This window comes from Lactiplantibacillus fabifermentans DSM 21115 (genome assembly GCF_000498955.2).
Taxonomy (GTDB): Bacteria; Bacillota; Bacilli; order Lactobacillales; family Lactobacillaceae; genus Lactiplantibacillus; species Lactiplantibacillus fabifermentans.
In genome coordinates, this window is sequence record NZ_AYGX02000073.1 from 1 (window position 1) to 21,167 (window position 21,167).

The 21,167-nt window shown below is 44.5% G+C and carries 17 protein-coding genes; 5 read left to right on the plus strand and 12 right to left on the minus strand.

Annotated features, from left to right (window positions below):
• Positions 1–532: 532 nt before the first annotated feature.
• From lysS to pth, 12 genes are all read right to left on the minus strand, one after another.
• Positions 533–2,032 carry a lysine--tRNA ligase gene (lysS, locus tag DY78_RS06380; protein ID WP_024625771.1) on the minus strand — a complete coding sequence of 500 codons (1,500 nt, stop codon included), beginning with the start codon at positions 2,030–2,032 and terminating at the stop codon, positions 533–535.
• 110 nt (positions 2,033–2,142) lie between these two features.
• Positions 2,143–3,162 (minus strand): tRNA dihydrouridine synthase DusB, encoded by a 1,020-nt coding sequence (gene dusB / locus DY78_RS06385; RefSeq protein WP_029779110.1) that lies wholly within the window; start codon positions 3,160–3,162, stop codon positions 2,143–2,145.
• A 2-nt stretch (positions 3,163–3,164) separates the two neighbouring features.
• Positions 3,165–4,052, minus strand: coding sequence for an Hsp33 family molecular chaperone HslO (gene hslO / locus DY78_RS06390; protein ID WP_024625770.1), 888 nt, complete (start codon positions 4,050–4,052; stop codon positions 3,165–3,167).
• A gap of 99 nt (positions 4,053–4,151) precedes the next feature.
• The gene (gene ftsH, locus DY78_RS06395) at positions 4,152–6,380 is read right to left on the minus strand and encodes an ATP-dependent zinc metalloprotease FtsH (protein WP_024625769.1); all 2,229 of its coding nucleotides are present in this window, start codon (positions 6,378–6,380) and stop codon (positions 4,152–4,154) included.
• 100 nt (positions 6,381–6,480) lie between these two features.
• A complete protein-coding gene (hpt, locus tag DY78_RS06400) occupies positions 6,481–7,020 on the minus strand; it encodes a hypoxanthine phosphoribosyltransferase (RefSeq protein ID WP_024625768.1) in 540 nt (179 codons plus the stop codon).
• Positions 7,017–8,393, minus strand: coding sequence for a tRNA lysidine(34) synthetase TilS (gene tilS / locus DY78_RS06405; protein ID WP_024625767.1), 1,377 nt, complete (start codon positions 8,391–8,393; stop codon positions 7,017–7,019). Before tilS ends, hpt begins: the two co-directional genes overlap by 4 nt.
• Before the next feature lie 641 nt (positions 8,394–9,034).
• Positions 9,035–9,565 (minus strand): S1 domain-containing RNA-binding protein, encoded by a 531-nt coding sequence (locus DY78_RS06410; protein WP_024625766.1) that lies wholly within the window; start codon positions 9,563–9,565, stop codon positions 9,035–9,037.
• 123 nt (positions 9,566–9,688) lie between these two features.
• A complete protein-coding gene (locus tag DY78_RS06415) occupies positions 9,689–10,087 on the minus strand; it encodes an FtsB family cell division protein (protein ID WP_024625765.1) in 399 nt (132 codons plus the stop codon).
• Positions 10,088–10,942: 855 nt separating this feature from the next.
• Positions 10,943–11,224, minus strand: a complete 282-nt coding sequence (locus DY78_RS06420) for an RNA-binding S4 domain-containing protein (RefSeq protein WP_024625764.1) — start codon at positions 11,222–11,224, stop codon at positions 10,943–10,945.
• Positions 11,225–11,226: 2 nt separating this feature from the next.
• Positions 11,227–12,831, minus strand: coding sequence for a polysaccharide biosynthesis protein (locus DY78_RS06425; RefSeq protein ID WP_024625763.1), 1,605 nt, complete (start codon positions 12,829–12,831; stop codon positions 11,227–11,229).
• Between the two features lie 19 nt (positions 12,832–12,850).
• Positions 12,851–16,384: a transcription-repair coupling factor gene (mfd, locus tag DY78_RS06430; RefSeq protein WP_024625762.1), complete on the minus strand. Its 3,534-nt coding sequence runs from the start codon at positions 16,382–16,384 to the stop codon at positions 12,851–12,853.
• A gap of 18 nt (positions 16,385–16,402) precedes the next feature.
• On the minus strand, positions 16,403–16,960 hold the full coding sequence (gene pth / locus DY78_RS06435; RefSeq protein ID WP_024625761.1) for an aminoacyl-tRNA hydrolase: 558 nt from the start codon (positions 16,958–16,960) through the stop codon (positions 16,403–16,405).
• Positions 16,961–17,325: 365 nt separating this feature from the next.
• On the opposite strand from pth, the gene DY78_RS06440 reads away from it, so the two are divergent.
• The 5 genes from DY78_RS06440 (at position 17,326) to DY78_RS06460 (ending at position 21,114) form a co-directional block, all read left to right on the plus strand.
• On the plus strand, positions 17,326–17,832 hold the full coding sequence (locus tag DY78_RS06440) for a hypothetical protein (protein ID WP_024625760.1): 507 nt from the start codon (positions 17,326–17,328) through the stop codon (positions 17,830–17,832).
• Positions 17,833–17,963: 131 nt separating this feature from the next.
• Positions 17,964–18,488: a hypothetical protein gene (locus tag DY78_RS06445; protein WP_024625759.1), complete on the plus strand. Its 525-nt coding sequence runs from the start codon at positions 17,964–17,966 to the stop codon at positions 18,486–18,488.
• A 174-nt stretch (positions 18,489–18,662) separates the two neighbouring features.
• Entirely contained in the window at positions 18,663–19,172 is a 510-nt protein-coding gene (locus tag DY78_RS06450) for a hypothetical protein (RefSeq protein WP_024625758.1), read from the plus strand.
• 277 nt (positions 19,173–19,449) lie between these two features.
• The gene (locus tag DY78_RS06455) at positions 19,450–19,977 is read left to right on the plus strand and encodes a hypothetical protein (RefSeq protein ID WP_024625757.1); all 528 of its coding nucleotides are present in this window, start codon (positions 19,450–19,452) and stop codon (positions 19,975–19,977) included.
• 174 nt (positions 19,978–20,151) lie between these two features.
• The gene (locus DY78_RS06460) at positions 20,152–21,114 is read left to right on the plus strand and encodes an L-lactate dehydrogenase (RefSeq protein WP_024625756.1); all 963 of its coding nucleotides are present in this window, start codon (positions 20,152–20,154) and stop codon (positions 21,112–21,114) included.
• The last annotated feature ends 53 nt before the right edge of the window (positions 21,115–21,167 follow it).

The window sequence follows — 21,167 nt, forward strand, 5'->3', positions numbered from 1 at the left end:
ACCCTACACATTTGATTCGTCGAAACTTTGTTCAGTTTTCAAAGGTCTAATTCGTTTCGTTGATTTCCTCAACGCAACTTAATCATCTTATCAAGTAATCAACATCTTGTCAACAACTTTTTAAAATTTTTTTTCGTTGGAAGCAAGCGGCTAACCGCTTTGTGCGCCTCAACAACGTATACTAATTTACCAATTATCCCGACCAATTGCAAGCCCCAAATCGCAAAAATAACCAGTCATTATTACCATGTTTTTAACGACTGATTCCGAATGTACGGTTATCACTAATAATTACTTTTCTATACCACCTAATCATTCGGGAATCAGTCAAATTCCAGTCTCAATATTTAACGTTTTAACAATTATCAACAATTAACGTTCGGAAAAAATAAATCCAACTTTTTTTGAATTTACTAACTTTTTACGATTGTCACCTCACTTTTTAACGTCAACACCCCGAAACAATCCTTAATTAGACACAAAAACAGCTTTGAAATTAGTCGAAATAATTTCAAAGCTGTTTACAAAGTTATTACTTATCTTCTTCCGGACGCATCGTTGGGAACAATAAAACGTCACGAATGGAATCGGCATCCGTCATTAACATGACTAACCGGTCGATCCCGATACCGAGACCGCCAGTTGGTGGCATCCCGTATTCCAAAGCTTCCACGAAGTCTTCATCAATTGGTTGAGCTTCATCGTTACCAGCTGTCCGTTCCGCGGCTTGCGCTTCGAAACGTTCCCGTTGGTCGATAGGGTCATTCAATTCACTAAAGGCATTCGCATATTCATTACCTAAGATGAACAATTCAAACCGGTCGGTAAAACGAGGGTCCTTTTCATTCTTCTTAGCTAAAGGTGAAATTTCTACTGGATGACCATAGATGAAAGTAGGTTCGTTCAATGTGTCTTCGACGAATTCTTCGAAGAAGGCATTAATGATATGACCAACTTTCCAGTATGATTCATACTTAACGTGGTGTTCATCCGCTAATTTTTGGGCGTCTTCGATTGACATTGGTTGCCAGAAATCAATCCCAGTTTGAGCCTTAATGGCATCGACCATGTGTACTCGCTTGAATGGTTGGTTCAAGTCAACGGTTTGACCATGGTAAGTCACAACGCCGTCTTCAGAAACCGCATTAGCAGCTGCCTTGAAGATACCTTCAGTTTCATCCATGACATCATGGAAGTCGAAGTAAGCGACATAGCTTTCAAGCATGGTAAATTCAGGGTTATGTTCACGGTCCATCCCTTCGTTACGGAAGACCCGACCGATTTCATAGACCTTTTCCATGCCGCCGACGATCAAACGCTTCAAGTGAAGTTCCAACGCAATCCGCAAATATAAATCAATATTCAACGCATTGTGATGCGTTACGAATGGACGGGCAGACGCGCCACCAGCCTGGTTATGCAACATTGGCGTTTCAACTTCAATAAAGCCGTTATCATCTAAATGACGACGAACCGCTGAAATAATCTTCGTCCGCTTCAAGAAACGGTCAAAGCTTTCACGATTAGAAATTAAGTCCAAGTAACGTTGACGGTAGATTTGTTCCACATTTTGTAAGCCATGGAACTTATCAGGCAATGGCCGTAACGCTTTTGATAAGAAGGTTAAATCAGTCACCTTCAAGCTTAATTCGCCCGAATCAGTCTTGAAGACTTCCCCAGTAATCCCCAAGAAGTCACCAATGTCGGAACGCTTGAAGATATGATAAGTGTCTTCACCTAACACGTCTTTACGAACGTATAATTGCATCTTGCCAGAACGGTCCCAAAGGTCAGCAAACCCAACCTTACCTTTACCACGTTTGGCTAACATCCGCCCGGCAATCGTGGCCGTATGCTTTTGTTCAGCTAAATCGTCTTTATCGATATCACCGTACTTTGCATGTAAATCTTCCGCTAAATCGGTGCGTTCGAAGCGGTGACCGAATGGATCGATACCTTCTTCACGCAATTCATCCATCTTTTCACGACGAACCTTAAGTTGGTCGTTCATCGTTTGTTCTTGTCGTGCCACTAAGTGTTCCTCCATTTCCTGTTCATGTACAGTTCTCTATTGTACCTAAACATTCACTACATGTTAATTCTGACAATCACACCGCAAAAATGCAAGTTAATTATTCACTTTCACGCGTGGGTTGCTAAATATTGACGCAATTGCGCCGTAAAATCCGTTAAAATCTGTAACATCTCATCCTCAGACTCCGCTTCCATTAAAGCAACTTTGGTCCGTGCCGAGCGAGGAATGCCTTTTAGATAGTAAGGCGCCTGTTCACGAAATTCGTGACAACCACCCCGTTCACCTTTTAAGGCCACTAACCGTTGTAAGTGTTCGGTAGCCGTTGCCATCCGGTCGACAGGACTAGGCGCCACTAATAGCTCTCCGGTCGCCAAATAATGGGTGGTCTGTTGCAGCATCCACGGATTACCCTCAACGGCGCGCCCAATCATCACCGCATCGGCCCCGACTTCCGTCAACATCCGTTTAGCGTCTTGGGGTGTTTGCACATCCCCATTGCCCATAAACGGAATCGTCAACGCGGCCGCCACTTGGGCTAAAATATCCCAATCGGCGTGACCTTGATACATCTGCTTACGGGTGCGACCGTGCATGGCAATGGCGGCCGCCCCGGCTTTTTCAGCCGCTAAGGCGTTGTCCGCCGCATAAATGTGCTGGTCATCCCAACCGGTGCGCATCTTGACGGTCACTGGCTTGTGGACCGCTGCAGTAACGGCGGCCACCATCTCGTAAACTTTATCGGGGTCTAATAACCACTTCGCACCCGCGTCCGTTTTAACAACTTTATTGACCGGACACCCCATATTGATATCAATAATATCTGCATGAGTCTGCTGATCAACAAACTGGGCCGCTTGCACTAAGGTTTCTTTAGAGCCACCAAAGATTTGAATACTCATCGGGTGTTCCTTAGGGTCGACGAACATCATATTCAACGTTTTCTGATTATGGTACATGATGCCCCGGTCAGAAATCATCTCACAGACGACTAAGCCCGCGCCGAAGTCTTTACAAATGACGCGAAAGGCAGCATTGGTTACCCCGGCCATTGGTGCCACGACGACGCGATTCGGAATCGTGATATCACCAATTTGCCACGGTGAGGCTAATTCACTTGCCGCTACCATGGCTAGTCCTTACGGGTCGACCGTGCTAAAACGGCTTCTAGTTCCGGCACAGTGAAGTGATATTGATTGCCACAAAAATGGCAAACGGCATCGGCGCCTTGATCTTCATCAATCATTGCTTGAACTTCATGCTTTGGTAAGGCCATTAAAGATTCGCCAAAGCGTTCTTTAGAGCAGTCACATTCAAATTTGACGGGCATTTTATCTAAAACTTTAACGTCACCATCAAATAGCATATCTAAAATATCTTCAGGCGTTTTACCATCCCGCAATAATTGTGATACGAGGGGCATTTCTTTTAACTTGCCTTCTAAAGAACTGATAGCTTCATCAGTCGCACCTGGCAACACTTGGACTAAGAAGCCCCCAGCCACGCCAATCGTATTATCATCATTGACAAAGACGGATAAGCCGACCGCTGACGGGATTTGTTCAGATTGGGCCAAGTAATAGGTGAAGTCTTCGCCTAACTCGCCCGAAACTAATGGCACTTGCCCAGTAAAGGGTTGCCCGAGACCTTGGTCTTTAGTGACGGCTAAGAACCCTTCATTACCAACAGCGGCTTTGACGTCAATCTTATGCTTGTCGTTCAATGGTAAATGGACGTGGGGATGTTGCAAATAACCTTTGACCGTCCCATGTGCATTGCCATCAACGACGATTCCACCGACCGGGCCATTCCCGTTGATTTTAACGGTCATCTGTTCGTCACCTTTGAGGACTGACGATGCTAATAACAACGTCCCAACTAAGCTCCGACCTAATGCTGCGGATGCCGCGCTCCAAGTATCATGGCGCCGTTGGGCTTCCGCCACGATATCGGTCGCATTGACCGCGTAGGCCCGAAACATTTCATTGCCGGCCACACTTTTAACTAAATAATCTGACATTCGTTGTAACTCCTATCTCGTATTTGATATTCCGATTAATCATACCGCATAAAAAGAGCCGAGACAAAGTCTCGGCTCTTTAGTGAATGACTTTTTAACTTAAGCTTGGCTGTTGTCGTCATCATCCGCAGATGAAGCCGCACTTTCGGCCGTGCTCGTGGCAGAAGTAGCGTCACTAGTTGCTGAAGAGGCAGCACTCGTGGTATCGTCGTCACCATTTTCGCTTGGGAAAATTGGTTGGAAACTACTATCACTCGTGGCGGTACTTTCAGCTGACGTTGGCGTACTTTCGCTCGTCGCAGCACTCGTCGCGTCATCATCATCGTCAGATTGGTTAGCGGCTTGCTTTTCAGCTTCACGGCGTTCCAATTCACGTTTTGATTCTTCAAAAGTAGCTGCTTTTTCACTTGGAAATTCGCTAGCACTATCCTTAGCTGGCATTTCCCCAGTCTTGAACAAACTGAGAATTTGCTTTTCGTCCAAGGTTTCGTACTTAAGCAAGGCTTCCGCGATAACCTTATGTTGTTCACGATGGGACTGAATAATATCCGTGGCCGTTTGGTGAGCTTCCTCAGCTAAACGACGAACTTCATCATCAATCAATTGAGCAGTATGTTGTGAGAACGCACTAGCGCCCATCCCTTGTTGGTAAGCCGCTTGTTGGTTGGCGTTTTCTAATTCAACTGGACCAAGTTTTTCACTCATCCCATATTGCGTAACCATCGCCCGGGCAATTTGCGTTGCCTGTTCGAAGTCATTAGAAGCACCGGATGATTGGGCATCGAAGATAATTTCTTCGGCGGCCCGGCCACCCATTAAACCAGCCATTTGTTCTTTGGCATCACGCTTAGACATCAACATTTGATCTTCACGTGGCAACATGATGGCATATCCGCCCGCACGGCCCCGTGGCACAATCGTGACTTTATGAACGACTCGTGCATCGTTTAAGACTAACCCGACAATCGTATGCCCAGCTTCATGGTAAGCCACAGTTTCCCGTTCATGCTTGCTGACAACGCGATCGTGTTTGGCTGGCCCGGCGATAACCCGGTCTTCCGCTTCATCTAAGTCTGACGCATCGACTTGTTTCTTATTACGACGAGCGGCTAATAACGCAGCTTCGTTCAATAAGTTTTCCAAATCAGCCCCGACAAACCCAGGTGTTTGCTTGGCAATTTCTTTTAAGTCAACATCGGATGCTAACGGCTTGTTCTTGGCGTGAACTTTCAAGATAGCTTCACGACCCTTGACGTCTGGACGACCTACTAAGATCTTCCGGTCAAAACGACCTGGACGAAGCAAAGCAGGGTCCAAAACATCGGAACGGTTAGTCGCAGCCATGACGATAACACCTTCGTTACCCGTGAACCCATCCATTTCAACCAACAATTGGTTCAATGTTTGTTCACGTTCATCATGGCCACCGCCCATGCCGTTACCACGTTGCCGCCCAACGGCATCAATTTCATCAATAAAGATGATTGATGGCGCATTCTTCTTGGCTTGATCGAACAAGTCCCGGACCCGGCTAGCCCCAACCCCGACAAACATTTCGACGAAGTCTGAACCAGAGATCGAGAAGAATGGCACGCCGGCTTCACCAGCGACCGCTTTAGCAAGCAACGTTTTACCAGTACCCGGAGGCCCCTCGAGCAATACCCCCGATGGGATCCGAGCGCCTAAGGATACAAACTTGCGCGGATCTTTCAAGAATTCGACAACTTCGACCAATTCTTGTTTTTCTTCTTCTTCACCGGCAACATCAGAGAAACGAACTTTGTTTTGCTTACTATCGGCTGGTTTAGCCTTCGTCTTGCCAAAGTTCATCACCCGGTTGTTCCCGCCGCCTTGTCCAGCTTGTCCCATCATCATATAGAATAGGAATACAAACAGGATCAATGGCGCGATATACATCAACAACGTGACCCAAATCCCGCTAGATTCTTCCGCTTTTGCGGTTAATTTAACGTTGTGTTTCGTCGCCAACTTGGATACTTGGTTAACCGTCGAGTTGTTTTCTAACATCGTGGTTGAGAATGAAGTGGTCTTAGTAGACGCACTCTTAATTCCTAACGCATTAGATGAAGAAACCTTTTGGGCTTTCCGGTAGGTACCAGTAACCTTGTAGACGCCACCACTAGGCTGGATGCTAACGTTCTTGACGTTATTCTTGTCTAATTGTTTGACAAATTCGCTATAGCGAATATTTTGAGTTTGCGTGCTGGAATTACTACCAAAGAAGAAGTAAATAATCCCCATCAAGCTTAAAAAGATCAAAATATAAAATAAGCTATTACGAAAGAGTCCATTGCGTCGATTGTTCATATGTGCCTCCTTCATCGAACTTTTATATACTGTTTTTAAAGCACGGTACTATCCTTCGATAGTCTAAATAATAGCACATTTGACTATCATTGACCAATCATTAATGCTCGTAAATTGCTGGTTTTAAAATTCCGACGTATGGGAGGTTCCGGTAACGTTCGGCATAATCCAAACCATAACCAACTACGAATTCGTTTGGCACTTCAAAACCAATATAGTCGGCTTTAATATCCACTAAGCGACCAGCGGGCTTGTCCAGTAACGTGCAGACCTTAACTGAATTAACGTCGCGGCGTTTTAATAAGTCCACTAGGAACTTCAAAGTCCGACCCGTATCAATGATGTCTTCAATGACTAAGACGTCGCGGCCAGCCACGTCATCATCTAAGTCTTTCGTCAATTGGACTTCACCACTTGAAATGGTTTCATTCCCATAACTAGATAAGTTAATGAAATCAAGATCCGCGTAAATATCCATTTCGCGAATAATATCAGTGGTAAATAAGACGGCACCCTTGAGTACACAAATAATTAATGGGTTCTTACCGGCGTATTCGGTCGTTAATTCTTGACCCAATTTCTGCGCAACTTGGTGAATTTCCTCGCGACTATAAAGTACTCGTTCAATGTCGTTGTTCATCGTTTCAGATGTACTCCTTTCAACTCCGTATGTTTTAAGGCTAAAAATACTGTTTGACTCCCGACATGTTGATCACGATAACTAAATTTATAACCAACTAACCACAACACCGTTCCGTGCGTATTCACTAACACCATGACTTGGTCGCGACTTTGCGGGGGCACTTTTTGATCAATCAAAATGCGCCGCACCCGCTGATGACCGCCACCTTTTAAAGTAACACAATCATCCGCCCGCCAAGGTCGAAACGCTAACGGCCCATCATTTGCCATTAAGCGAAATGGTTGGCTGTCAGTTGTTATCGGGTCAGTAAACACGCCCGCAACTTGGGTCGCAGTAATTTTCTGCCATTGGTTTAAGTCTACCATAATTTTTTCAGGGGGCATTAACTTTTTAACCCTTTTTTTAGTGGGAATAATGTCAATGATACTAGTAACTTTCACGATTTCAACCCGCGCATTTAATCGTAACGTTCCTTGCAGTTGTTGGCGGTTACTTAACCAACGATAAGTGGGTTGTAATTTTACCGTACTAAATTGCTCGCCGGTTCGCTGCTCGAGCCACGCTTGCAAGGTCGCTAGCCGCCAATGTGGCGGTAATTGTTGCAATTTATCAATAACTAACGCGTCGCTTTCATCCACCACAGTCGGTAACAACGTCGCGACCATTTCCGCTTGCGCTGTTAATAAATCGGCTAATTGTTGCTCATAACTCGCAACGTGTTCCAATAACGCCGGATTGACTTTCGTAAGGGCTGGCACAACTTGATGACGAACGCGGTTGCGCGTTAACTGTACATCTTGATTCGTGACGTCTTCAAACCAGGTCAACTGTTGCTGCCGGGCATAGGCGCGTAAGGTCGCTTTGGGCCACGGCAATAACGGCCGCACTAGCAATCCCGTTGCAAACTGGCGTTGTGGTTGAATCCCCGTCAATTGGGCTAAGTCCCCACCCCGGGCTAACTTCATCAAGTAAGTTTCGGTCTGATCATTGGCATGATGAGCCGTCAAGACAGCTGCCGCTTGGTACTTCGCCATTAACTTAGCAAAAAAATCATAGCGAAACGCGCGCCCCGCTGCCTCGACACCCGTGGCTGGATGATCCGCCGCCAACCAATCGGCACGTTCCAGTGTCAGTTGATGCTGGGCACAATATTGCGTTAAAAAGGCCACTTCTTGGGCACTTTGCACCCGCAAATGATGATTGACATGGGCAACGACTAATCGTGGGCGCTGTTCGACGGGAATTTGTTGCAACAAGTCGAGCAACACCATCGAATCCACACCAGTTGAAACCGCGACAATTAATGTCACCTGTGGCGTCAATAAGTGTTGGCGCGCGAGTTGTCGATTAAATTGTTGTTTTAGCGTCATGGCGTACTCCTATCCCGCATTGCGTCTTTCCAAATATCGATGAATCTACGTTAACTGAATTTTTCACGATTAATCACTATTTTTACGAATACATCAAAATGGTACCATGTTGGCTCATTAAAAGATTAATTCGGTTGTAAGTCACTAGCAATGGAAATCGTCGGACTTAAACCATCGACATCTTAGAAGATGCTTGCTTAAAGCAGGTTATTAACGGCTTTTTTATGCTTAGACCAAGCACCATCGAAAATGTTCAATCACAATTTCATATACTTAACATAATTCTGAATCCGCGCTGAGATTAGTAGTTGGCTGACCGTAATGAAATCGTCCTGAAAGTGGCATTAACGGACGTTTTTGGCCCGTTTACCCCACGGACGTCTTTTGAGACTTGCTTTTTGGGCTCAAAAACGAGGTCCCAGGACGCTGGAATTACGGTCAGCCAACTGCGGCAATTCCATCCGAACTAAGCATTTTACAGCGTCACTAGTTCAATATCATAAGCCAAACGCTCGTTGACAACTAGTCGGATGCCTTAACTTAAGAAAATAAAAAAATACGGTGCTGACTGATGAGGTCGCACCGTATCTTGATTTTAACTAAATTAATGGCGAATGGCACTTTTCAGTGAGCAATCGAACTTAGCTACGACGACCGCCACGACCGCCACGCTTACCTTCAGTATTGCGCTTCAAAGTCGTCAAGCGATCTTCGCTTTCCTTCAAGAAGCCAGACATTAATGAATCAAAGTCTTGTTTCTTACTTTCATGTTGCCGTGATTGGTAACGGCCCCCGCCATTACCACCGCGACTATGGAAATTATTCGACCGTTCATGATGATTACCATTGCTACTTTGGTGCTCATTATGGCTTGGACGGCCATGATTATTACTTTGGTGGTTGCCACCTTGATGGTTATCATGTTCGCCTTGAGGATGGTCAACTGCTTTACGAATCGATAAGCCGATCTTACCGTCATTACCGACCGTCAATACTTTAACCGTCACTTCATCACCAACACTCAAAACATCATGGATGTCTTTAACGAATCCATCTGAAACTTCACTGATATGCACCAGCCCCGTTTGATTGTTACCTAAGTTCACGAATGCGCCAAAATTAGTGATCCCAGATACCTTACCAGTGACTTTCGTACCTACTTCAATTGCCATAAAAAAAGTTGTTCCTCCTATGAAATAATGGTTTTAGTATAGCATACTTTGTGAAATGTTGAGTTAAATTTTCCGGGAGCCCCTCAAAAGTGGTCTACCTGAAAAATTCGACGAAAGTGCCGTTTAGTTGGCGGTTACGTCCGACGCACTATCATTTGGTAAGCTATAAACCGTTTCGCCGCTCTTCGTATAATCATATTTTGACCGCAATAACTTTTGTAAATAATCCGTGTTATTGAGTTGTTTGATTTGCGTATTGAGCTGCGACTTTTTTTGTTGTGCTTTTTTCAATTTAACTTGGCTGGTCGCAACTTGCTGATTCACTTGGTGCAAACTTGCGCGCGTGTTAATCAATTGGTAACCGAAAAATAATAGCAATGCGCCAAAAAACGCTACAATCACAATAAACCGCCGCCGTCGCACTTGGCTGACCCGTTGGTGTTGACTATGTTGATCAGTCGCCACTTGACGGGTGTAGTCATTATTTAAATGTTTGACGTTATTGCGTGAACCATTCGTCATGCTGTGCCAGTCCTTTCAAATTGGGTTGCCTAAATTATAACAACTTCCCGCGTGCATGTAAACGACATCATTGCGGTTACATCAACACTTGGGACCATTTCATTAAACCTAATCAACGGGTTTAACTGCTTGTTAATCATATTTTTTCATTGAATTTACATCGGTTACTTGCCGTCGGTAGTGATTGGATGGCCGCGGTGGGGCAAACCCTGGGAGCCAAAAAGCGGTCTCCCAGGGCGCTTGTAAGCCTAGCAAAGCCCACCAGTCTTACAAGACGGCCCATTTTCTAAGGCGGCCAACCCCGCCACCTAAGAAAATCGACACAGCGGCGCATCCAATCACTACCGACTATCATTCAGCTTACTAGTCGAATAACTGTAATCAGTCCTCCCCAATATAGCGTAATAAGTGGCATGTTTTCAACTGTTTACAAGTTTTCGTAACGAAGATATAACGTTCCTGTCAATAAAATTCAATCGCTGATAACAATTACGCATTCAAGCAAGTTACTTAATTACTTGAATGCGTCGTTTTGTTTCTATAATCAAATTACAACTGTAAAATCGCCTGGATAACATAATTAGTTAGATACACACCGCAACATTACTATCCCCCAACTGAACGCAATCGATATCAATTCCAACAATCACGATTCGAGCTGGAGGCGAGTTACAATGACGCGGTGAAAATGTTCTTAGCGGGTGTTTCTCAGGCCGCTTAGAACATGGGGCGTGTTGCGAGACTAGCGATTTTTGCTAGGCTTGCAACCGCCTAGCGAGACCGCTTTTTGGCTCGCTAGGGTTGCCCCACCGCGGCGTTGTAACTGGCCGGAAGCGGCAACCACCCGACCAAACTCTAGTCGCTAAATGGTTGACGGTAATCGGTTTTGTAGTCTTCGCTGATGATGTCGTACATCAATTCAGCGTCGTTTTTCTTGGTGGTTTCAAGCAGTTGGGTCACTTTGACTGTCAATGTCTTGTTCCCAAAACCAATAATCAACTCGTCACCAACGCTCACGTTGGTTGAGGACTTGGCCACTTTACCGTTGATTTGAATCCGCCCTTTGTCGGCGATTTCTTTAGCGACGGAACGCCGCTTGATGATTCGAGAAACTTTCAAAAATTTATCTAAACGCATACTCATGGATGTCGTTCCTTTCTTTGCGCCACCAATTTGATGAGGCGCTTGCCATATGGTAAGACGAGCCATTCGCGAATCGTAAAGAGTCGTGCGGCGACTGCGCCGGCGACGAAGACCGCGACGCCAATCACGACGCCGACTAGCGTAATGATTCCGGCCATGCCGCGGTCATTGGCCATCGTCGGCCCCACGAGCGCTTGAATTTCATGACTCGTTAATAACACGATTAAGCCCATCGCACCACTGACTGCTAGCAATTTAATTAAATAACCACTCTCTAATAATATTTGTTGTAAATCTTCCGGGGACCCAATCCACATGACCGCAAACATCACGGCTAAACTAACGACCGTGGCGAAGCTGGCCCCATTAATCCCGTAATGGACGACCATGACATAATTAATCAAGATTTTGGTGGCCAGCCCCGCAATAATCCCAATAATCATCGCCGTATATTGGTCCAAACTTTGCAGCACACTTGTATAAGTGGTAATCAGCGCCGCCACTAAAATACTGAAGACGTAAATCCGCAAAGCGCCAGTTCCTTCCATCGAACCGTACAATAACCGGTTAACTTGCGGCATTAAGGCCACTAAGCCGACCGTTGCCGCCATCGACAACGCCAAACTAATGTGGACCATCGCCCGGGTATGGCGTTTGAACTCAATCAATTGGCGATGGGCCAACGCGTTCGTTAGGGCCGGTAACAAGGTTGCGGAAAACGATGTGGCTATAACGAGTCCCAATTGGACCAGCGTTTGCCCCCGGTCGTAGACCCCTTTGATCGACTTGGCGACTTCCACCGGCATTCCTTGCCGAACTAACCCGCGCATCACAGAAAACGAATCAATTAATTGTAACAAAATCACGACGGCGGCCACTAAACAAAGCGTCCCACCTTCAATGATAAAGCGTTTGGTGAGCTTGCGATAACTCGGTAACGGGTGCGTCGGTGCTGGCGCGGGGGCCAACAACTGTTTTAAGCCGAAGTTCACAAAGACCAGTGACGAACATACCGCCGCAATCGCCGCGGAGCTCATCGCCCAAGTTCCCATGTGATAGTCGTCCCAGCCACGATGAATACTGAAGTAGGCGGCCAATAAAATGACTCCGACCCGCACCGTTTGTTCAATCAATTGCGATGACGCGGTCGGGCCCATTAAGAAGCGGCCTTGATAATACCCGCGCCCCGTCGCTAACCAGGGCATGAACACAAACATCCAGGCCACCGCACTAATAATCGGCGCCAAGTTTGCATCGCCCATATGCACGGCAATCCAACTAGCACCAACTTGTAAGCACAAAAAGATAATTAACGATAGCCCACTTAAAATATGAAATGCTTGCCGAGTAATTAACGACTTACTCGTTTCATCGGGCTGTTCAGCGACTAATTTGGAAATAAACGTGGGAAACCCGTTTAACGCAAAGGTCATCCCAATCCCATAAATGGGATAAATTTGTTGATAGACATAAAAGCCCGTATTGCCGACCATATTTTGAAATGGAATCCGATAAACGGCACTCAAAATCTTGGCAATCAATGATGAAATCGACAGAATTAACGCCCCACGAAACATGACGTCCTGGTGATTTTTTGACATGACAAACCCCTTCTACCGATTACTTACTCGGTGTCACGGCCGCATCGTCCGGGGTCAAAATCACCCCTAATTGTTCGACAAACAAGGTCAACTGTTCGAGCCAGGCTGTCTGTGACATTTGCGGTTGAATAACTAATTTAACCTTCATTTTATCATCATCAATCCCGACTGTCGCTCGTAATTTCGTTTTTGCTAAGGCCTTAAAGATATCTTTAGTATCTAGTTTGGCCGTCCCTTGCTTCGAAAGCGTCAAGTTCAACTCATCATCACTACGTCGGATCTTTTCAATCAAAGCGTCATCAGCCAACATCTTTAACTTACCAACCGCTAACAAGCCGGCCACTTCGACGGGATAATCACCAAAGCGGTCGATTAAATCGCCTTCGACTTCCAAATATTGGTCGTCATTTTCTAACTGGCGAATCCGCTTATAAATTTCAATTTTTTGCCGTTCGTCTTCAATATAAGTCGTTGGCAAGTAGGCTTCAATCCCCAGTTCAATGACGGCATCCGTCTTGACCTTGGCTTGTTGCCCGCGTTTCTTCGCCACGGCTTCTGACAACATTTGCGTGTATAAGTCATACCCGACTGAATCAATAAAGCCATGTTGTTGCTTACCGAGTAAGTTCCCGGCCCCGCGAATCGACAAGTCGCGCATCGCAATCTTGAAGCCTGAACCTAATTCAGTGAAATCTTTGATGGCTTGGAGCCGCTTTTCACCGACTTCGGTCAACACTTTGTTTTGTTGATACGTGAAGTACGCATACGCGACCCGGCTACTCCGACCAATCCGGCCCCGCAATTGATACAACTGCGACAAGCCCATGTGGTCAGCATTTTCAACAAACAGCGTATTGACGTTCGGGATATCGACCCCCGTTTCAATAATCGTGGTCGTGACTAAAACGTCATATTCACCGCGAATGAAGTCATATAAAATGCCTTCCAGTTGCGATTCCGGCATCTGACCATCAATATGGGCAACCGCCGCATCGGGGACCAAGTCCTTAATTTGCGCGACCACTTTTTCAATGTCATTAACACGATTATGCAAATAAAAGACTTGCCCGTTACGTTGCATTTCCCGTTCAATACCGTCTTTGATGACGCCGAAGTTTTGTTCCATGACGTACGTCTGAATTGGATAGCGGTTGGTCGGCGGCGTTTCAATGACCGACAAGTCCCGCACCCCGAGCATCGACATGTGTAACGTCCGGGGAATCGGTGTCGCTGTCAAAGTTAAGACGTCCACACTCGACTTCAAGGCTTTGAGCCGTTCCTTATGCTTGACCCCGAATCGTTGCTCTTCATCAATAATGAGCAAGCCGAGGTCGGCAAAACTGACATCTTTAGATAACAGCCGGTGGGTCCCAACGACAATGTCCAGTTCCCCACTCTTCAGTTGTTCAACAGTAGTCTTCATTTCTTTGTTCGTCCGGAATCGGGATAACATGCCCACGTTGACCGGATAACCTTCAAACCGATTCAACATCGTTTCATAATGTTGTTGCGCCAAAATGGTTGTTGGGACTAAAAAGGCCACTTGCTTACCGGCTTCAATGGCTTTAAAGGCTGCCCGTAAGGCCACTTCCGTCTTCCCATAACCGACGTCACCGACTAACAGGCGATCCATTGGTTTGGGTCGTTCCATATCATGCTTGATTTCAGCAATACTGCGTAATTGGTCTGGCGTTTCCGGATATGGAAACTCATTATCAAAGTCGTCTTGGTAGCTATCATCCTTCGGAAAGGCATAACCCACTTCCGCTTCCCGTTTGGCATATAAATCAACCAACTCATCGGCGATGTCTTCAATCTTAGCCGCAACCTTGCGCTTGGCCTTAGTCCATTCAGTCCCACCAAGTTTGTTAATGTGGGGTGTCTTGGATTCGGACGACACGTATTTTTGGACTAAGTTTAGCTGTGTGACCGGAATAAAAATCTTGGCGTTGTTTTGATACGCAATCGTGATGTAGTCTTGATGGACGCCATCCACTTCGAGCGTCTCCATGCCCACGTATTTCCCAATCCCGTGATTGACGTGCACGACAAAATCGCCGGGTTTTAAATCGGTATAACTTTTCAAGCGTTCCGCGTTAGCCAACGTTTGCCGCCGGGGCCGCTTTTTAGCGACCTTTTTAAACATTTCTTGTTCCGTGACGACGATTAGATGGCCATCGGGAAACTCAAACCCATTTTGCAGCGTGCCTTGGACAATCTGAACCACACCAGGTTGTAAGTTCTCCGCTTTCGTCATCACCGCATCAATCTCAAAATCATCTAGCGTACTGCTAACTTTAGTCAACCGTTCCGCTTCTGATACCATCAAGACCACGGTTTGCTTCATTTTGTGCCAGCGGTCTAATTCCGTTTTCAAAGCTGGCAATTGCCCGAAGAATTCTTGCATCGGCCGCGTCCGTACATTCGTAATTTGCGATAACTTCACGTTACCAATACCTTTTTGGAATAAGGACACTAGCACTTGCGCGTGGTCGTCACTCTTCAACAAGTCACGGATATCGTTCCCATAACTAGCCGTCGATAAAACTTTGTGATGCGCTAATTGGTCCGTAATCCAGTCGGCTTCTTGTTGGACGAGTTGTTGTTCGCTATCCAAGATACGTGAATATTCATCAAAAACTACCACGCCATCCTTAGCGACGTAATCAAAGATACTCGTTTTACTACCGTATAAATATTCACCATATAATAGTAGGTCGTTGCCAATAATGCCTTTTTGCATATCAGCTAATGGTTGTGCCAAGTTGTCCGCTAACGTTTGTTTGTCGGCTGGTTTCAACTTCTTCATTTCCGTGGCCATCGCATTTTGTAGCTGTTGGGCCCCGGCAGTCATCATATCAGCGGTTAAGATAAAATCAGTCGCGGGTAACACCGTGTAGTCCGCTAAGTTATCAACGGACCGTTGCGTTTCCGGATCAAAGTACTTTAAGGTATCAATTTCGGTATCAAATAAGTCCACCCGGATTGGGTAGTCCGCGTCTAACGGGTAAATATCAATAATCGACCCGCGCACCGCAAAGTCCCCGGGCCGGGCCACGAGTTTTTCTTTGACGTAGCCCATGTCGTGCAATTGCACTTGGACTTGTTCCAAGTCGATATCGGTGCCGGCCACGAGTTTTAACGTGGCCGTTTGAAATTGTTGGACCGGTGGTAAGAAGCGCCGGGCGCCCGCAATCGAGGTCACCACAATCGCCGGTTCGTCACTCAATAAGGCGTTTAACGCTTGGACCCGTTGCGCGCGATATTCTGGCGAACTCGTCGCAACTTCGGCGGCCACCATTTCTTCAGCGGGAAACAAGAATACTTGGTCTTCCGCTAACAAACTCGTTAAATCATCAACCATCTGGCTGGCATGGAAGCCATTGTCCGCCACAATCAATACCGAATGCGTTAGTTGATGAAAAAGCGCGCTTAAATAAACGGTGCGCGCTGACCCGTTGAGCCCCGTAATCAATTGCCGACTGGCGGGACTAATCCCAGCTAAAATCGTTTGAAAATCGGGGGTTTGTTCAACAATCGCTTCAATATCCATCGCGATCAGCCCTCCTAATTAGTTGTATTGATTCATGACGGCCGCAAAATCATCATTCGCTAACCACGCTTCAATCGCCGCAACGGCGGTAATTTTAGCATCGTTAAATAGTGGTTGTTGTTGCGGCGTAAACTTACCGAGCACATAATCCACCACACTCATCTTGTTGGGGTGGTCAATGCCGACTTTAACGCGTTTGAACTTTTGGTCACCGACATGGGCAATGATGCTCTTAATGCCGTTGTGACCACCCGCTGACCCTTTTTGTTTGAGCCGAACTTTGCCCAACGGTAAATCTAAGTCATCATGGACGACTAATAAGTCCGTTGGTTCGATATTAAAATAATCCATCAACGGACCAACTGCCCGCCCAGAATCATTCATATAAGTCGAGGGCTTCACTAACAACACCTTTTCACCTTCATTAAAAAAGGTCGCCACTTGGGCTTCAAACTTACTCGTTTGAAAATCCGCGTGCGCCTTAGCCGCAATTTCATCAACAATCATAAAGCCCACGTTGTGCCGTGTTTGGGCGTATTTCGGACCAATGTTTCCTAAACCAACAATCATTTTCATTTTAAGTGCTGCACTCCTATAATTCGCCAACGCATACCAAACAGGCCGAATCAGCGTAACCCCTGATTCGGCGACCAATTCATGTCCACATGTTGGCGATAATTTTTATCATTAATTTTAATTTACCTCCGCCGCAACTCGCGACGAATCAACTTCTGAATGCAATTTACGTGCAATTAGTATAACACAATCCCTATTAATCGCTTAGTACTTAGTATGCTAACTTATTATGGCAATAAATTTTGGACCGTTCACTTTACAAATGTTTGTCCTATCTTTACATAAACGTGCTATTCGTACTACTGCATGCGCTATACAATGGATAACACGTTGTATAGCGCATATTCATACTCAAGGAGGCTTCAATGCATTACTTCTATCCACAAATATTCATGATTGATTTTTCAGCTGACGAATACATTAACTTTCGAAATAACCTATATTTGCTAATTGGTATCAATCTTATAGTTAGTTGTTATTTAAATTGGAAATTTCAAAATAGTATGAAAAAGGTGCTTGCAGAGCAAAAAGTATTTTCCACGAACAAGATTGGCGCAATTGCTTACCTAAAAAAGAGCGAACCAATTATGGCAATTTCACTTATATTTTTAATACTCTTCGTTACTTTAACTGGTTTTGAAAACGGTAGTATCTTACTACAAGCACTACTTTTCACCATCATTATTTGTGGACTCTACAAACAATACATTGTTTTGAGTATTTGGAGCAAACAAGTAACTCTAAATTCAACAACCATCCAATCCGCACACTTTTGGCTAAGAACATATTATTTTACGGGTGATATATTAAAAATTCCGATAACGTTGTTATGTTTGGATTTTTTTAATTATTTGCCAGACATGCTTTTATGATCATCTTTTAACTGCAAGCGGAGTCTAACAATCAGTACTAACTGCACAGTTGTTCTATCGTTAATGGCTAGCTGGGGGTGCCACAATGGACCTACTAAATATTGCTGAGATATGTATGTGAGGAGGATTTTATGAATTATTTCTACCCAAAAATGTTGATGGTTAATTTTTCGGAAAATGAACCACTAAACATTCTAGACAATCTATATTTGATGCTTGGTATCAGCCTTATCGTCAGTTGTTTACTTGGTTGGAAATTTCAAAAGAAGAAACACGCGGCGATCGAAGAACCACGTATCTTTCTTATAAGAAAGGCACCGCCGCTACCACAGATACTAAAGACAGAAATAATAATTTCTATTGTTTTAACGCTACTAACTTTGGGTGTATTTTTAACCAAATTCAAAAATGGGAGCATCCTGTTACAAGCGCTATTGTTTGCGCGAGTTGGCTGTGACATCTATGCAAGATTTACCATCTGGTATAAATGGCGACGTATCGTGACAACAAGTTCATCATCATTAGTCAAATCAGCCTATCTTTGGCTAAAAATTTGTCATCTTACCAATAGTATCTTTCAAATTCCATTAATATTATTATCCATAGACCTCATCAACTACGCACCATTTGTTTCCCTAAAAATTTTTTCGACATAATACTTGTGCAATATCTAGCATTACATTTTAATCGCTTAGTACTCAGTATGCCAACTTATTATGGCGAAAAATTTTAGACGTTTATCTTTACATAAACGTGCTAGTGATCGTGAACTTGGCACGCTACAATGGACCTACTAAAAATTACTAAGATATGTATGTGAGGGGGCTTTTATGAATCATTTCTTTCCAAAAATGTTGATGATTAATTCTTCGGAAACTGAATTACTGAATGTTCTACACACTTTAGTTTTAATGATTACTATTTACATCATCGTAGATTGTTTATTGGGCTGGAAATTCAGAAAAGCGAAGCACGCCGTAATTGGCGAACCCCGAATCCAGCATATCGGTAAACTAAAAGCCATTATTCGCATTCAAAAAGTAGGGCTAATAATTCTTACTTTCTTATTGTTACTACTCTCTATAGTCGCCTTAACCCAATTAGAATCCGGCATCATCCTATTGCAAGCACTAATGCTTGCACTTGTAGCTTGCAGCATTACCATAAAAATCATCATCCTGCATAGATGGCGAAGTATCATCACAACAAGTTCCTCCCCCTTCGTCACATCAGCCTATTTTTGGCTCAAAATTTTCCAACTGACGGATAGTATCCTTCAAATCCCGATAATATTGTTAACTATGGACACGTTCACCTATGTACCATATATATTTCAATAGCGTTTATTCTCAGTTAACTTCAATCCAATTTGGTATCATTCAATTCATGAAGCCCGCTCATTTTGATCAGCTCACCACTCCCCCCACAAAACTTTGTTTACGTTAGACATGGAATACCCTATTAAGTTTTATTCCTAAGAACTGCCATCTAAAGATTATTCTCAATAAAAACCGACCTTTACAATTTAAACAAATTATTTACACAAACATGCTAGTTCAAACTGCAAACAGCTATTAAGATAGGCCTTACTCATCATATCGTAAGGAGTTGAATTTTATGATGTCTTTTAATCCTAACCAATGGCTACTCAATTTGACCGGTCTGCACAGTTTACAACTAACACCGACCATCTATTTCGCGATTGTTAGTTACTTACTACTCACGAGTGTGACGATGACGATTTATAATCAGCATCGCGCCACTTGTACGACGATTCCGCAACTACAACTTTTAGATACACCGAGTCCGTTCAGTCAATATCTTCAAAAAACGAGCTATGGCTTACTGGCAATGTTAGTCATTACCGCCGGATTAGTTTTCAGCACCCGGGTTAACTTTGGCCCCCAGCTCTTACAGTTCATTATGTTTGGCGTCATTATTTGTGATGTTGCAACTAAGCTGGCAACGTTGCAACACTGGCAAGCGACCCAACACGCGTTAGTCACCGCGCAGTTGCAAGTCGTCCAGCCTTTTCAGGTTACTTATTTTTGGTTGAAGCTGCATACCTTAGTTGACGTCAGTTTCAAAATATTCTTCGCTTGGCTTGCCATGATTTGGTTCAGCTTTCTGCCCATTGTTGGTTAATTATCCTGACCACCAGTAATAATTTCTAGCAGATGGTAGTTATAACAACAATCATATCCATAACTAAATTGCAATTCTATTAAAAGCACAGTTAAATTAGCGACTTAACCGTGAAAAACATGGTATACTCTAACCGTTAAAAATAAAATTTACGTTATGAGAGGATGACTTATTTTGTCAAGCATGCCAAATCATCAAAAAGTTGTATTAGTCGGTGACGGGGCCGTTGGTTCTAGCTACGCCTTTGCCATGGCACAACAAGGAATTGCTGAAGAATTTGTAATTGTCGATGTCGTTAAAGATCGTACTAAGGGTGACGCCCTTGATCTTGAAGACGCCCAAGCTTTCACCGCTCCCAAAAAGATTTACTCAGGGGAATACTCCGACTGTAAAGACGCAGATTTAGTTGTGATTACTGCTGGTGCCCCACAAAAGCCCGGCGAATCACGTTTAGACTTAGTTAATAAGAACTTAAACATTTTATCTTCAATTGTTAAGCCAGTTGTTGACTCCGGCTTCAACGGTATCTTCTTAGTTGCCGCTAACCCAGTTGACATCTTGACTTACGCCACTTGGAAATTCTCCGGTTTCCCAAAGGATCGCGTTATCGGTTCCGGGACTTCTTTGGATTCTTCACGTTTACGCGTTGCATTGGGCAAGCAATTTAACGTTGACCCTCGTTCCGTTGATGCTTACATCATGGGCGAACATGGGGATTCAGAATTTGCTGCTTACTCAACGGCGACTATCGGAACCCGTCCAGTTAAGGATATCGCTAAGGAACAAGGCGTTTCTGACGAAGACTTAGCTAAACTTGAAGATGGCGTTCGTAACAAAGCTTACGACATCATCAACTTAAAGGGTGCCACTTTCTATGGTATCGGGACCGCTTTAATGCGCATCTCCAAGGCCATCTTACGTGATGAAAATGCAGTCTTACCAGTTGGCGCCTACATGGACGGCCAATATGGTTTGAATGATATTTACATCGGTACCCCAGCCATTATTGGTGGGACTGGTTTGAAACAAATCATCGAATCACCATTATCAGACGATGAAATGAAGAAGATGCAAGACTCCGCCGCAACCTTGAAGAAGGTCTTAAACGACGGTTTAGCAGCTTTGGAAAACAAGTAATGGTAGATTGCAAATTTAATCCGAATTTTTGGACAAATTGTTCAGCATAACCT

Excerpts from the sequence above, each read along its gene's own strand:
- ftsH (WP_024625769.1), bottom strand. The coding sequence starts at position 6,380 with ATGAACAATCGACGCAATGGACTCTTTCGTAATAGCTTATTTTATATT.
- dusB (WP_029779110.1), bottom strand. The coding sequence starts at position 3,162 with ATGGTAGCGGCAAGTGAATTAGCCTCACCGTGGCAAATTGGTGATATC.
- DY78_RS06420 (WP_024625764.1), bottom strand. The coding sequence starts at position 11,224 with ATGCGTTTAGATAAATTTTTGAAAGTTTCTCGAATCATCAAGCGGCGT.
- mfd (WP_024625762.1), bottom strand. The coding sequence starts at position 16,384 with ATGGATATTGAAGCGATTGTTGAACAAACCCCCGATTTTCAAACGATT.
- DY78_RS06450 (WP_024625758.1), top strand. The coding sequence starts at position 18,663 with ATGAATCATTTCTTTCCAAAAATGTTGATGATTAATTCTTCGGAAACT.
- pth (WP_024625761.1), bottom strand. The coding sequence starts at position 16,960 with ATGAAAATGATTGTTGGTTTAGGAAACATTGGTCCGAAATACGCCCAA.
- hslO (WP_024625770.1), bottom strand. The coding sequence starts at position 4,052 with ATGTCAGATTATTTAGTTAAAAGTGTGGCCGGCAATGAAATGTTTCGG.
- DY78_RS06455 (WP_024625757.1), top strand. The coding sequence starts at position 19,450 with ATGATGTCTTTTAATCCTAACCAATGGCTACTCAATTTGACCGGTCTG.
- DY78_RS06440 (WP_024625760.1), top strand. The coding sequence starts at position 17,326 with ATGCATTACTTCTATCCACAAATATTCATGATTGATTTTTCAGCTGAC.
- DY78_RS06425 (WP_024625763.1), bottom strand. The coding sequence starts at position 12,831 with ATGTCAAAAAATCACCAGGACGTCATGTTTCGTGGGGCGTTAATTCTG.
- DY78_RS06415 (WP_024625765.1), bottom strand. The coding sequence starts at position 10,087 with ATGACGAATGGTTCACGCAATAACGTCAAACATTTAAATAATGACTAC.
- DY78_RS06410 (WP_024625766.1), bottom strand. The coding sequence starts at position 9,565 with ATGGCAATTGAAGTAGGTACGAAAGTCACTGGTAAGGTATCTGGGATC.
- hpt (WP_024625768.1), bottom strand. The coding sequence starts at position 7,020 with ATGAACAACGACATTGAACGAGTACTTTATAGTCGCGAGGAAATTCAC.
- tilS (WP_024625767.1), bottom strand. The coding sequence starts at position 8,393 with ATGACGCTAAAACAACAATTTAATCGACAACTCGCGCGCCAACACTTA.
- DY78_RS06445 (WP_024625759.1), top strand. The coding sequence starts at position 17,964 with ATGAATTATTTCTACCCAAAAATGTTGATGGTTAATTTTTCGGAAAAT.